Source organism: Methylothermus subterraneus (assembly GCF_054656915.1).
This window is the reverse complement of record NZ_BAAHXK010000009.1, coordinates 30,491-44,141: the sequence shown is the minus strand read 5'-3', so window position 1 is coordinate 44,141 and position 13,651 is coordinate 30,491. Positions and strand designations below refer to the sequence as shown.

General features: G+C 62.4%; 12 protein-coding genes. 5 read left to right on the top strand and 7 right to left on the bottom strand.

Annotation, left to right across the window (positions count from 1 at the left end):
* Window positions 1-78: 78 nt before the first annotated feature.
* Window positions 79-1,899 (top strand): multicopper oxidase family protein, encoded by a 1,821-nt coding sequence (locus tag ACYQ3M_RS09090; protein WP_460035763.1) that lies wholly within the window; start codon window positions 79-81, stop codon window positions 1,897-1,899.
* Here the strand turns inward: ACYQ3M_RS09090 and cfa are convergent.
* From cfa to ACYQ3M_RS09065, 5 genes are all read right to left on the bottom strand, one after another.
* Window positions 1,896-3,044: a cyclopropane fatty acyl phospholipid synthase gene (gene cfa, locus ACYQ3M_RS09085; protein WP_460035762.1), complete on the bottom strand. Its 1,149-nt coding sequence runs from the start codon at window positions 3,042-3,044 to the stop codon at window positions 1,896-1,898. The genes ACYQ3M_RS09090 and cfa overlap by 4 nt on opposite strands.
* Before the next feature lie 60 nt (window positions 3,045-3,104).
* Window positions 3,105-6,989, bottom strand: a complete 3,885-nt coding sequence (gene purL, locus ACYQ3M_RS09080) for a phosphoribosylformylglycinamidine synthase (protein WP_460035761.1) — start codon at window positions 6,987-6,989, stop codon at window positions 3,105-3,107.
* Window positions 6,986-7,549 (bottom strand): NlpB/DapX family lipoprotein, encoded by a 564-nt coding sequence (gene bamC, locus ACYQ3M_RS09075; RefSeq protein WP_460035760.1) that lies wholly within the window; start codon window positions 7,547-7,549, stop codon window positions 6,986-6,988. Before bamC ends, purL begins: the two co-directional genes overlap by 4 nt.
* 7 nt (window positions 7,550-7,556) lie before the next feature.
* Window positions 7,557-8,432 (bottom strand): 4-hydroxy-tetrahydrodipicolinate synthase, encoded by an 876-nt coding sequence (gene dapA / locus ACYQ3M_RS09070; RefSeq protein WP_460035759.1) that lies wholly within the window; start codon window positions 8,430-8,432, stop codon window positions 7,557-7,559.
* An 80-nt stretch (window positions 8,433-8,512) separates the two neighbouring features.
* On the bottom strand, window positions 8,513-9,037 hold the full coding sequence (locus ACYQ3M_RS09065) for a DUF1269 domain-containing protein (RefSeq protein WP_460035758.1): 525 nt from the start codon (window positions 9,035-9,037) through the stop codon (window positions 8,513-8,515).
* Between the two features lie 181 nt (window positions 9,038-9,218).
* Between ACYQ3M_RS09065 and ACYQ3M_RS09060 the strand changes: the two genes are divergently transcribed.
* The 4 genes from ACYQ3M_RS09060 to purH are packed head-to-tail and all read left to right on the top strand — an operon-like array spanning window position 9,219 to window position 12,283.
* Window positions 9,219-9,644 (top strand): OsmC family protein, encoded by a 426-nt coding sequence (locus tag ACYQ3M_RS09060; RefSeq protein ID WP_460035757.1) that lies wholly within the window; start codon window positions 9,219-9,221, stop codon window positions 9,642-9,644.
* 29 nt (window positions 9,645-9,673) lie between these two features.
* On the top strand, window positions 9,674-10,450 hold the full coding sequence (gene speD, locus ACYQ3M_RS09055) for an adenosylmethionine decarboxylase (RefSeq protein ID WP_460035756.1): 777 nt from the start codon (window positions 9,674-9,676) through the stop codon (window positions 10,448-10,450).
* Between the two features lie 32 nt (window positions 10,451-10,482).
* Window positions 10,483-10,728 (top strand): DNA-binding transcriptional regulator Fis, encoded by a 246-nt coding sequence (gene fis, locus ACYQ3M_RS09050; protein WP_460035755.1) that lies wholly within the window; start codon window positions 10,483-10,485, stop codon window positions 10,726-10,728.
* 1 nt (window position 10,729) lies between these two features.
* On the top strand, window positions 10,730-12,283 hold the full coding sequence (gene purH / locus ACYQ3M_RS09045) for a bifunctional phosphoribosylaminoimidazolecarboxamide formyltransferase/IMP cyclohydrolase (protein WP_460035754.1): 1,554 nt from the start codon (window positions 10,730-10,732) through the stop codon (window positions 12,281-12,283).
* Here purH and ACYQ3M_RS09040 read toward each other — a convergent pair whose 3' ends face one another.
* Together ACYQ3M_RS09040 and msrA are read right to left on the bottom strand one after the other, a co-directional pair.
* Window positions 12,284-12,631, bottom strand: coding sequence for an HIT domain-containing protein (locus ACYQ3M_RS09040; RefSeq protein ID WP_460035753.1), 348 nt, complete (start codon window positions 12,629-12,631; stop codon window positions 12,284-12,286). It lies immediately after the preceding gene.
* A gap of 11 nt (window positions 12,632-12,642) precedes the next feature.
* Window positions 12,643-13,635, bottom strand: a complete 993-nt coding sequence (msrA, locus tag ACYQ3M_RS09035; protein WP_460035752.1) for a peptide-methionine (S)-S-oxide reductase MsrA — start codon at window positions 13,633-13,635, stop codon at window positions 12,643-12,645.
* Window positions 13,636-13,651 lie beyond the last annotated feature (16 nt).

Sequence of the window (13,651 nt, the reverse complement as noted above, 5' to 3'; positions counted from 1 at the left end):
CCGAACGCTTGGCTGGTAGAGTGCATTAGCATATCCTAATTGTCAGGTTGAATCCGAAGGTTGAAGAGGAGATCGAGCATGAGCGACAAGATCGATTGGAAGCGGCGGCGGCTTTTGCAAGCGCTTGGCGTGGGCGCCGCCTTCGCGGCGGCCCCGGCTTTTCCCATCGTGCTCAAAAAAGAAGCCTTCGAAAAAGCGGGTCCTCCGTGCGGAAAATTTTCCCCCGACGTAGAGCTCGAGCTCGTGGCCAAGGTCGATCAGGTGCCCATTCTGCCTGGGGCGCCGACTCGGGTTTGGCGCTATGAAGCCAAGGTTCTCAAAGGCTACCCTCAAGCGGTGATCCCGCTCAAGGAGAATTATTTAGGCCCTATCCTCAAGTTCCGCACGGGGCAAAAGGTCCGAATTCGTTTTTATAACCGGTTGCCGCAAAACCACATCGTACACTGGCACGGCGTGCATACGCCTTCGGAGATGGACGCCCATCCCATCTACGAAGTCGGCCCGGGAGAAAGTTATCTTTACGAATTCGAAGTCAAAAACCGCGCCAGCACGAACTGGTTTCACCCCCACTCCCATCACGCCACCGCCGCGCAAGCTTACGCAGGTTTGGCCGGGCTGTTCATCGTCGAGGACGAAGAGGAGCTGGCTTTGCCTCTGCCGCGCGGCGACTACGACTTGCCGCTCATCATTCAGGACCGGACCTTTACTGCCGACAACCAGCTTTGGTACGACAACCGCGGGCCGATCGGCATCATCGGCTTTCTGGGCGAGCGCATCCTGGTCAACGGCAGGCCGGATTTCGCCATGGAGGTGGAAAACCGCGCTTATCGCTTCCGTCTCCTCAACGGTTCCAATTCTAGGGTTTATAAGCTCGCCTGGAGCGACGGCGAACCCATCACCGTGATCGGCACCGACGGCGGTCTTTTGGAGAGGCCCGTGACCCGGCCGTATCTTGTGATCTCGCCGGGCGAGCGCTATGAAATCTGGCGCGATTTCCAGAACGCCAAAGGCCGCGAGGTGATTCTGGAAAGCCTGGAATATTCCGGGGTCATGCCCGCCATGTACGAGCAGCACATGCGGATGATGGCCGGGCACGGTCGTGGGATGGGTGGCATGATGCGAGGGATGGGCGGGATGATGCAAGAAATGGGGGCGATGGCGATGTTCATGCGCCATATCCCCGCCGGCAGCCGCTTTGCGATCGCGCGCTTTGCGGTCACCCGCACCGCGCCGAGCAACCTGGAACTCCCGGACCGGCTGCGGAGCGTGCCGCGCTACCGGATCGAGGATACGGCCAATCCCGATCGCCCCAGGCCGGTCGCGATCGGCATGCGCGGGCGCCGCTTCACCTTGAACGGCAGGAGCTTCGAGCTGACCGAAGCTTTGCCGATCGAAACCATCCCCTTGGGGACCTTCCAGTTAATCGAGATTTTCCACTTCCACGGCGAAGGCATGGCCCACGGGCAAGCCGGGACGATGGAGCCCGGCGCAGCAGAAGGTCCTCACGCGATGGCGGAGGGAGGGCAGATGGATCACCGCGGCATGGGGCGGATGGAAATGGATCACGGCCAGATGGGGGGAATGGGCATGGGCGGCATGGACGCGATGCAAATGGCGCAGATGCTCGACATGGCCCACCCCATGCACTTTCACGGCGAGTACTTCCAGATCGTCGAGCGCGTTGCGCCTACCGGGCATGGGGTCCACAGCGGCGCCGGGTACGAAACGGTTAAAGAAGGCTTGGTCAACGAAGGCTATCAAGACACCGTGTTGGTGATGCCGGGCGAGCGCGTGCGCTTGATCATGCCGTTTCGCGACTACAAGGGGCTGTTCGTCTATCACTGCCACAACCTGGAGCACGAAGACGGCGACATGATGCGCAACTTCAAGGTGGTCTAGCGCGGCGCGTCGTAGCGCCGCGGGCGCCCGCGGGGGCTTAAGACGATCTGCCAAAGCTGCAGGTGCCTGGCGCGGAAGGCGCCGGCAAAGCTCAAGAGATAAAAACGCCACATGCGGAAGAAGCGCTCGTCGTATTTGGCCTGCAAACGCGGCCAGGCGCGCTCGAAATTGGCGTGCCAGGCAAGCAAGGTGCGCTCGTAGTCGGGGCCGAAGTTCTGCAGGTCCTCGACGATGCAGCGTCCCTCGATGGCGCGTCCGATCTGGGCGAGCGAAGGAAGCATGGAGTTGGGGAAGATATAGCGCGTCACCCACGGGTTGCCGTGGTCGGAAGACACGTTGGCGCCGATGGTGTGGAGCACGAACAGCCCTTCCTCGGGCAAGCACCTGCGGACCACGTCGAAATAAGCCGCGTAGTTCTTGACCCCGACGTGTTCGAACATGCCGATGGAAAAGCCGCAGTCGAACTTGCCTTGGATGGCGCGGTAGTCTTTAAGCTCAATGGTGACCGGCAAGCCCTGGCACAGCGTTTGTGCGTAGGCGGCCTGCTGCTTGGAGACGGTCACCCCGTACACCTCCACGCCGTAGCGCTCGGCCAGAAACTTGGCCGCCCCTCCCCAGCCGCAGCCTATGTCCAAAACCCGCATTCCGGGTTTGAGCCCGAGCTTGTGGCAGACCAGGTCGAGCTTGGCTTCCTGGGCGGCGTCCAGATCGTCGGCCGCCTTCCAGTAGGCGCAGCTGTAGATCAGGCGGCGGTCCAACATCGCCTGATAGAGGTCTAGGCTTAAGTCGTAATGGCGCTCGCCGACCTGAAACGCGCGCCGGGGATGTTGCAAGTTGAGCAGCTTGGCTTTGAGCGCGGTCCACGCGTCTTGCCAAGAGCGCACTCTCCCTAACAGGCCACGGCGCAGGATGCGGCAGACCAACTCGTCCAACTGCCGGCAATCCCACCAGCCGTCCATATAGGCTTCGCCGAAGCCCAGCGAGGTCTCGGCCAGTACCCGCTGGAAGAAGCGCTCGTCGTGCACCTGGATGTCCCAAGGCCGGCTCCCGCCGATCCGAATATCGGCCTCGGCCAGCAGCGATTCGACTTGCCGCCGGTATCCGGTGCGTGAGCCAAACCGCGGTAACAGCGCACCGCTCGCCATGACAGCCACCCCTCTCGCGTTGTTTTATGTTTACAACGAAAGGCGGCGGCGGGTCAAGAATCAACCGACCCAGCGGCGCGCGTTGCGAAACAGCCTCAGCCAGGGGCTGTCCTCGCCCCAATCTTCAGGATGCCAGGAGTACTGCACGGTGCGGAAACAGCGCTCGGGATGCGGCATCAGGATGGTGAAGCGGCCGTCGGTTGTGGTCAAGCCGCAGATCCCGAGCGGCGAGCCGTTGGGGTTGTAAGGGTAACGCTCGGTGGGGCGGCCGTAATGGTCTACGTAGCGAATGCACGCCAGACCGCTAGCCACGAGTGGCTGCGGATCGCCGGAGAATTCCGCCCGGCCTTCGCCGTGGGCGACTGCCACCGGTAGGATGGAACCAGCCATGCCGGCCAGCAGTACCGAAGGGGAGGGGAGGACTTCCGTCTGCACCAGGCGCGCTTCGAATTGGTCGGACAGGTTGCGGACAAACTGCGGCCAGTGCTCGGCGCCGGGGATCAGCTCTTTGAGCTGGGCCAGCATCTGGCAGCCGTTGCACACCCCAAGGCCAAAAGTATCCGGGCGTTGGAAGAACGCTTGAAACTCGTCGCGAGCGCGGGAGTTGAACAAGATGGCCGCGGCCCAGCCGCGGCCGGCCCCGAGCACGTCGCCGTAAGAAAACCCGCCGCAGGCTGCCAGGCCCTTAAATCCGTCCAATCCGTAGCGTCCCTCCAAAATGTCGGACAAATGCACGTCCACGGCTTCAAACCCGGCGCGGTCGAAAGCCGCCGCCATCTCGACGTGGCCGTTCACCCCCTGTTCGCGCAGGATCGCGACGCGCGGCCGGGCGGTAGCGATAAAAGGCGCGCCGACGTCTTCCTGCGGGTCAAAGCTAAGGACCGCGTGCAGGCCGGGATCGGCGTCGTCGGCGATGGCTTCAAACTCCTCGCGGGCGCAATCTGGGTTATCGCGCAGCGCCTGCATCCTAAAGCTCACCTCAGCCCACAGCTGCTGCAAGCGGGCGCGCGGGGCAGAAAACAGCGTTTTGCCCCGGTGGTGGAAGCGCACTTGGTGCTCGGCAGCGGGCGCGCCGAGCACGTGGCTGAGGTGGCCTAGTCCTGCCTGCGCCAACTGGGCTTGGACTTGCGGCAAATCGTCCAGGCGGACCTGGATCACCGCCCCCAGTTCCTCGCAGAACAAGGCGGCGAGCGGGTTATCCCCTAACGGAGTAAGATCGATCTCCAGACCGCAACGGCCGGCAAACGCCATCTCGCACAAGCAGGCCAAGAGCCCGCCGTCGGAGCGGTCGTGGTAGGCCAAAACCAAACCTTGCCGGTTGAGCTCCTGAATGGTCTCGAAGAAGGCTTTGAATCGCTTGGGGTCGTCCAGATCGGGGACGGCGTTTTGGCCTTTGATCTCCAGGCCGCCGTAGACTTGCGCGAGCACCGAGCCGCCTAGGCGATTTTGGCCTTGACCCAAGTCGATGAGGAGGAGCACGGTAGCGGCGTCGCGGCGAAGCTGTGGAGTTAAGGTGCGGCGCACGTCGCTCACCCGCGCGAACGCCGAGACGATCAGCGAAACCGGGGCGGTCACCGTTTTTTCGCCTTGGGCGTCGCGCCAGATGGTCTGCATGGAGAGGGAGTCCTTACCCACCGGGATCGCCAGCCCCAGCGCCGGGCAGAGCTCGAGCGCCACCGCGCGCACGGTGTCGAACAAGGCCGCATCCTCCCCGGGATGCCCGCAGGCCGCCATCCAGTTGGCCGACAGCTTGACCTCACGGAGCGCGCCGACGTAGGCCGCCGCCAGGTTGGTGAGCGCCTCTCCCACCGCCAGCCGGCCTGAGGCCGGCGCGTCCAGAACCGCCACCGGGGTGCGTTCGCCTACCGCCATCGCCTCGCCGGTGAAGCTCAAAAACCCGGTAGCCGTGACCGCGCAGTCGGCGACCGGCACCTGCCAGGGGCCGACCATCGGGTCGCGGGCGACCAGACCGGTCACCGAACGGTCGCCGATGGTGATGAGAAAGCCCTTGGAGGCCACCGTCGGGAAGCTCAGCACGCGCTCGATCGCCTCTTCCAGGCGGATTTCGGCCGGATCGAAACTCAAGGCGCGGCTTGGCCGGCGGACCGCGACCTGGTGCCTCGGCGGCGGGTTGCCGAACAACAGCGCCAGCGGCACGTCCACCGGGTAATTGTCGAACCAGCGGTCGTGAACGCGCAGGATTTGTTTAGCTGTGGCGCAGCCGATGACCGCAAAGGGGCAGCGCTCGCGCCGGCAGACGCGCTCAAACCAGGATAAAGAGTCCGGGCGAATGGCCAGGACGTAGCGCTCCTGGGACTCGTTGCACCAGATCTGCATGGGCGACAGGCCGGGGTCGGCGCTGGGAATCTGACGCAGCTCGAATTTGCCGCCGCGCGAGGCTTGGTGGAGGATTTCCGGAACCGCGTTCGCGAGCCCGCCGGCGCCTACGTCGTGGATCGCCAGGATCGGGTTGGCCTCGCCCAGCGCCAGGCAGTGTTCGATGACCTCTTGGCAGCGGCGCTGCATTTCTGGGTTGGCGCGCTGCACCGAGGCAAAATCCAGCTCCGCGCTGGCCTGACCGGAAGCCAAGGAGGAAGCCGCGCCACCGCCGAGGCCGATGAGCATGGCAGGCCCTCCCAGGACGACGATGAGCGCGCCGGGCGGAACCGCGCGCTTGTGCAGGTGCGTTTCGCGGATGTTGCCGAGGCCGCCGGCGAGCATGATGGGCTTGTGGTAGCCGCGCCAGTGGCGGTTTTGCGTGTCGGGCACGGCCTGCTCGAAGGTGCGGAAAAAGCCGCAGAGGTTGGGGCGGCCGAACTCGTTGTTGAACGCTGCGGCTCCGATCGGCCCTTCGAGCATGATTTCCAAAGCCGAGGCTTGGCGCTCGGGTTTGCCCGGGTCGTTGTTCTCCCACGGCCTTAAAAAGCCGGGGATGCGCAGATGCGAGACGGCAAACCCGGTCAGCCCCGCCTTGGGCGTGCCACCTAAGCCGGTGGCGCCTTCGTCGCGGATCTCCCCCCCGGCGCCGGTCGCCGCCCCCGGATTGGGGGAAATGGCGGTCGGGTGGTTGTGGGTTTCCACCTTCATCAAGATATGAACCGGTTCCTGCACGTAGCGGTAGCGGTGCTGCTCGTCGCGCAACAAGCGCGCCGCAACGGACCCTTCGATGATCGCCGCGTTGTCGCGGTAAGCCGATAAGATTCCGCCAGGGTGGGCTTGAGAGGTCGAGCGGATCATGGCAAACAGAGACAGCGCCTGGGGCTTGCCGTCGATGGTCCAGCGGGCGTTGAAGATCTTGTGGCGGCAGTGCTCGGAGTTGGCCTGCGCGAACATCATCAGCTCGGCGTCGGTCGGGTCGCGCCCGAGCTCGCGAAAGCAGGCGAGCAGGTAATCGATTTCCTCGTCCGCAAGGGCCAATCCCAGTTCTCGGTTGGCTCGTTCTAGCGCCACGCGGCCCTGAGCGAGCACGGGGATGGTGGCCAGCGGGGCCGACGGCGGGTGGCCGAACAAGTGGATCTCTTCGCCCTCGGCCAGGAGCACTTCGGTCATCCGGTCGTAGAGGGGCAGAAGGCGGTGCTTGAGGTTCTTGAGCGGGATCCTGGAGGCGATGCGGTATTCGACCCCGCGCTCGATCCGTTCCACCGCTTCAAGGCCGGTGATGTGGAGGATATCGGTGGCCTTGCTCGACCACGGGGAGAGGGTGCCGGGGCGCGGTACGGCCCAGAAGGACTCGCCGTCAAAGTCGGCTTTGGGAGCCGGGCCGTAGGCGAGCAAGCGCTGCAGAACTTGGGTTTCTTCTGGCGTCAGCTCGCGCTTGAGTTCCAGGAAATGCACAAAACGCGCCGCCAGCGCTTCAACTTCGGGAAGCTGGGTCTGCAGCGCGGCCAAGAGTTTACTCAGACGCCGTGGGGAAAAAGCGCACGGGCCGGGAAGCAGCAGGGTCATGGTTTTACAGTCGCTACGGTTTGTTTGATCCGTTCGAGCAGGTGCAAAGTGCTTGGATCGGTGCGCGGTCGGCCTTCGGGGTCCAGGAGGTAAAGGCGGGTTCTATCGTCTATGGGTTCGAGCAGTAAAAGGTATTTCTCCTCGCGCATTGCCTTGCCGGTGACGAAGTAGAGCAAGTCCTCCCACAAGCCGCGGTCCTCGGCGAGGTTTTGCTTCTCTTGGGTATAGATTAGCTCCAGGTGGCCTGCCTTGAGATCGCGCCCGACCGGCTCGAGCTTGAGCAAGTTAAGAGCCTTGAGGGTTCTGGCCCAGGCGGAGGCGAAAGGCAGATCGAGTTCGATGTAAGGGGCGTTGGCCGGCGCAGAGAGCGCGGCGGATGGAGGTTGCTCGGGCAGGGCAGCAGGCGGCTGGACGGTCAAGGCCGGGCTCGTATCGAGCTCGGCCGGAAGCTTTAGCGCCGGTAAGGGACGCACCTTGCGGTATTCCTGTTCCCGGTCGGGGACCAGCCAGGCACAGCTTCCAAGCACAGCCGGCAGGAGGAGCAGCCCGCATCGTTTCATCTATTCGTCAAAGCACGCCGGCGTGCGTCATGGCTTGGCGCACGGCGTCCTGGTAGCGCGGCGCCAGCCAGGTGAGGGGGAGGCGGATGCCTTCTGGAATCAAGCCCAGGGCCTTGAGCGCCCACTTCACCGGGATTGGGTTGGATTCCAGGAACAAGGCCTGGTGCAGACCGGCCAGCTTTGCATCCAAGGCGGCCGCCGTGGCAGCGTCTCCGGACAAGGCCGCCGCGATCATCTGGTGCATCAGGCGCGGGGCGACGTTGGCGGTGACCGAGATCACCCCGGCGCCGCCTTCCAGGCACAGTTGACGGGCGGAGGCGTCGTCGCCGGAATAGATCGGGAATTCCGGGCAAGAAAGCCGGATCGCGCGCGCGCGCGCGACCGGATCGGCGGAAGCTTCCTTAATGCCGACGATGTTGGGCAAAGGGGCCAGGCGCGCCACGGTCTCGGGCAACAGGTCGCAACCGCAACGGCTGGGGACGTTGTATAGGATCTGCGGGATCGCCACCGCCTCGGCGACCGCTTTGAAGTGCAGATACAGTCCTTCCTGGGTCGGCTTGTTGTAGTACGGGGTGACCAGCAGGCACGCATCCGCCCCCAGATCCTTGGCTTTCTGGGTGAGCTCGATCGCCTCGCGGGTGCAGTTGGAGCCGGTGCCGGCGATGACCGGCAGGCGCCCTCTGGCCTGTTCCACCACGCAGCGGATCACCTGGCAGTGCTCCTCGTAGTCCAAGGTCGCCGCTTCGCCGGTGGTACCTACGGCAACGATGGCGTCCGTGCCTTGGTCGATGTGAAATTCGACCAAATCCCGTAAAGCGGCCTCGTTCAAGCCGCCGTCGGGGTTCATGGGCGTGACCAGGGCGACGATGCTGCCTTTGATCATGAGGTCTGAAGAATTGGAAAATAATTATGCTACCGGAGTCGACTTGGAAACACAAGGCAGCGCCTACTCAGAAACTGGGATTATTCATCCGGCATTTCCGGCAGCGGCGGCGGAATGTATTCGACTTCCTTGATCTCCGCTTTGGGGTGGTGTTTCAGGATCAGCTCGACGATTTCCTGGGCGCGGGGTTTGGGCACGTCCACCAGCATCAACAGCTCGCCGCGTTCGATGGCTTCTTCGTATTTACGCACCTCTGGGCCAGGAATCGAAATCCCGATTAGGCTGGAAGCCAAAGCCCCCACCGCGGCTCCGGTCAGGGTCGCAGCCAGGATCACCGCCCCGCCGGCGGCCACGATCCCACCCGGCAAGAGCACCGCCACCAATCCGGCCAGAAGCCCTACGGCCGAACCGGCGGCCAGCCCGCGCTTGAGCGCGGGGACAAGATCGGTCTTTTCCTTGAGGCCAGCCTCCGGCAAGTCTTCCAGTGGTACCCCTTCTCTGGCGATGATGTGGATTTCCTCTTCCTTAACCCGCGCGAGTAGCAAGTCGTCGACGATGTTGCGGGTGGTGAGTAAGTCGGGGACGAGCAACACCAGCCTTTGCATCTTAGCCTCCTTAAAGAGGGTTTAACTGAGCAAAATATGCGCTTTTACCGGGGCGTTTGCAAGGTTTTCTCGGTACCCATAATCTTGAGCTTAAAGAGATGGAATTTCAGTTGATCGATATAGTCTCTTTGGATTTTTAATGGTATTTTTACATCCTTTTTCAGACCGAGGAAACGCGGCGATGAGAGCACGGATCAAGTGGGTAGAAGATACTTTGTTCGTGGGAGAGTCCGGCAGCGGCCATGGGATCGTCATCGACGGGCCACCGGAACACGGAGGGCGCAACTTAGGAGTGCGGCCGATGGAGCTGTTGCTGCTCGGGGTGGGCAGCTGCTCGGCGTTCGACGTGGTGCATATCCTGCGCAAAGGGCGCCATCCGGTCGCCGACTGCCAGGTAGAGGTCCGCGCCGAACGGGCCGAAACCGACCCAAAGGTGTTCACCTGGATTCACCTGCATTTTCTCGTCAAAGGGAAGGGCTTAAGCGAGGCCGCGGTGGAGCGCGCGGTCAAGCTCTCGGCGGAGAAATATTGCTCGGCTTCGATCATGCTCGGCAAGGCGGCGGAAATCCGCCACAGCTTTGAGGTCGTCGACCCTGGCGATTCTTAGGTCATTGATTCAGCGAGGTTAGACAATCGATGGAAAAATTGAAACTGCACGGTTTCAACAATCTGACCAAGAGCTTGAGCTTCAACATCTATGACATCTGTTACACCAGTCCGGCCAACCAGCAGCGCTACATCGAGTACATCGACGAGGCCTACAACGCCGAACGGCTGACTCAGATCTTGACCGACGTGGCCGACATCATCGGCGCTCACATCTTGAGCGTCTCTCGCCAAGATTACGACCCCCAGGGAGCGAGCGTGACCATGCTGATCTCCGAGGGCCCTATCGGCCAGGGGCTAAGCGCCAGCGCCCCGCTTCCCGAGACGGTGCTGGCCCACCTGGACAAGAGCCACATCACCGTCCACACTTATCCCGAGAGCCACCCGCATTTTGGCATCAGCACCTTCCGCGCCGACATCGACGTTTCCACCTGCGGCCGGATCTCGCCGCTCAAGGCGCTCAATTACCTGATCCAGAGCTTTGAATCCGATATCGTCATCATAGACTACCGGGTGCGCGGTTTCACCCGCGACATCAGCGGCGCCAAGCTGTTCATCGACCACGACATCACCTCGATCCAGAATTACATCGCCCAGGATACCAAAGAGCGCTATCAGATGATCGACGTCAACGTCTATCAGGAAAACATCTTTCACACCAAGATGATGCTCAAGGAATTCAACCTGGACAATTATCTGTTCGCCCCCGACGACGTGCTGCTCAACGACGAAGAGCGCGAGGAAGTGCAGGAGAAAGTCTTTAGGGAAATGGCGGAAATCTTCTATGGCCGCAATTACGCCGTTTAGAGCCGGTGCGGGATTTTGAGCGGGGGGTAAGCGTGGGAAAGCAAGGGCAGGGAATCGTCCTGAAAGAGCAAGTCCGAATCGCGCTGGAGCGGTATTTTGCCGAGCTCGATGGAGAGCAGGTGACCGATCTTTATGCGATGGTGATCGCGGAGGTGGAGAAACCCTTGTTCAAGACCGTTTTGGATTACACCGGCGGCAACCAGAGCAAGGCCGCCCAAGTCTTGGGCCTAAGCCGCAGCACCTTGCGCAAAAAACTCAAACAATACGGGATAGAGTGACATGCAGCGAGTAAGACGCGCGCTGGTTTCTGTCGCCGACAAGTCCGGCCTGGTCGAATTTTGCCGGAGCCTGAGGGAGTTAGGGATAGAGATTTTGTCTACCGGCGGCACCGCCAAGCGGCTCTGCGAGTCCGGCATCGCGGTGAAGGAGGTCGCCGACTACACCGGATTTCCGGAGATCTTAGGCGGTCGGGTCAAGACTTTGCACCCCAAGATTCACGGCGGGATCTTGGGACGGCGCGGGATGGACGAGGAAACCATGGCCGCTTACGGCATCTTGCCCATCGATCTGGTGGTGGTCAACCTGTATCCGTTCGTCCAGGTAACTTCCGATCCTCAATGCGATTTTACGACGGCGGTCGAAAACATCGACGTCGGCGGCCCGGCCATGCTGCGCGCAGCGGCCAAAAACCACGCCGCGGTGGGGGTGGTCGTGGACCCGGCCGATTACCCTCGGGTGCTCGAGGCGCTGCGCCTTAACGGGGAGCTTCCGGAAGCCTTGCGCTTGGAGTTGGCCGCCAAAGCGTTTTGCCACACCGCCGGCTACGATGGCGCCATCGCCGCGTATTTGGAACGCAAGCTCCACCCCGATACCGTCTTGCCGTCCATCCTCACCGTGTGCGCGGACAAGGTCCAAACGCTGCGCTACGGGGAAAACCCCCATCAGCAGGCCGCCCTGTACCGTATCGGTAAGCCGCCTGCCGGGAGTTTGGGCGCCGCCCGCCAAGTGCAGGGCAGCCCTCTGTCTTACAACAATCTGGCCGATGCGGATACCGCCCTAGAGTGCGTGCGCTCTTTGGGCGAGGCGCCGGCCTGCGTGATCGTCAAGCACGCCAATCCCTGCGGGGTGGCTCAGGCCAAGACCTTGCTTGAGGCTTACGAATTGGCTTATGCGGCCGATCCGACCTCCGCCTTCGGCGGGATCCTCGCGTTTAACCGGATGTTGGACGGCGCCACCGCCGAGGCCATCGTCGGGCGCCAATTCGTGGAGGTGATCCTGGCGCCTGAGGTGAGCGAGGAAGCCAAGGCCGTGTTGGCGCGAAAGCCCAAGGTGCGCGTTTTAGCCTGCGGGGATGGGCAGATGGAACCTGAGCTCGAGTGCAAATCGATCTCGGGCGGGTTGCTCGTGCAGACTAAAGACACCGCCTCGCTTGCGGCAAAAGACCTCAAGATAGTTACCCAACGCCCGCCCAGCTTGGAAGAGCTGGAAGATTTGCGGTTTGCCTGGCGGGTGGTCAAATACGTCAAATCCAACGCCATCGTTTACGCGCGCGGGAAGCGCACCTTAGGCATAGGCGCAGGACAAATGAGCCGGGTATGGTCGGCCAGGATCGGCCTCGAGAAGGCGAAGGAAGCTGGGCTTTCGGTGGCCGGCGCGGTGATGGCCTCAGACGCCTTTTTCCCGTTCCGCGACAGCGTGGATTTTGCCGCCGCCGCCGGGATAACGGCGATCATCCAGCCGGGCGGCTCGATCCGCGACGAGGAAGTGATCGCCGCCGCCGACGAGGCCGGCATCGCGATGGTGTTCACCGGCGTGCGCCACTTCCGCCACTGATCAGGTGCGCACCACCATCGGCCCCAGAGGCCTCCCGCCGATCAGGTGCAGGTGAAGGTGGAAGACCTCCTGGCCGCCGTGGCGGTTGCAGTTGATGATCAGCCGGTAGCCGTCTTGGGCGATTCCCTCTTTTTCCGCCAGCAGTTTGGCGACGTAGAGCATGTGGCCGAGCAGCGGCTCGTCCTCGGGTCGGACGTCGTTCACGGTCGGGATGACCCGGTTGGGAACGATTAAAATGTGGGTCGGAGCGGCCGGGCGGATGTCGCGAAAAGCGGTTACTTGCTCGTCGCGGTAGACGATGTCGGCAGGCAGTTCGCCGCGGATGATCTTCTCAAAGATGGTCGCCATTTTGCCTCCTTTTAGTTTTTGGCCGGGCGTTCGAACAAACGCAGATACTGGCCGTAGCCTGCTTTTTCCAGGTCTTCCTTGGGAATAAAGCGCAACGCCGCCGAGTTGATGCAGTAGCGCAGGCCGGTTGGGGGCGGGCCGTCGGTGAACACGTGTCCCAGATGGGAGTCGGCCTGGCGGCTGCGCACTTCAATGCGGCGCATGAAGAAACTGGTGTCTTCGCGCTCGACGAGGTTGCCGGGCTCTAAGGGCTGGGTAAAACTCGGCCAGCCGGTGCCCGAATCGAACTTGTCCAGCGAGCTGAACAAAGGCTCGCCGGAGACGATGTCCACGTAGATCCCCTCGCGCTGGTTGTTCCAGTATTCGTTGCGGAACGGGGGTTCGGTGCCGTTTTCTTGGGTGACGTGGTACTGGAGTGGGGTCAGCCTCTGGCGCAGAGTTTCCGGGTCAGGCCGGCCGGTGGATTTGGCGTTCTGCCAGACCGAGTGCAGAAACCGATCGCGTCCTGAGCCGAGCCGGTAGAGACGGTAGCGCAAGGGGTGTTTTTTGAAGTAATCCTGATGGTATTCTTCCGCCGGATAAAATTTCTTCAGCGGCAGGATTTGGGTGACGATCGGCCGGTCGAACCGGCCCGATTGTTCCAAGGCCAGTTTGGACGCTTCCGCCAGGCGCTTTTGCTCTTCGTTATGGTAAAAGATCGCAGGGCGGTACTGGGGTCCGCGGTCGACGAACTGCCCGCCGGGATCGGTAGGATCGATGTGGCGCCAGAACACTTCCAGCAGTTCCTGATATCCGATCTTGTCCGGATCGAAGCGGACCTGCACCGCTTCCAGGTGGCCGGTGGTGCCGCTTGAGACCTGTTCGTAGCTTGGATTTTCCACCTCGCCGCCGGTGTAACCGGAAATCACTTCCACCACGCCCTCGATCTTTTCGAAATCGGCCTCCAGGCACCAGAAGCAACCGCCGGCGAAAGTGGCAAGTTCCGTTCGGGTTGGAACGCTCATAGCCGCCTCCCCAGAA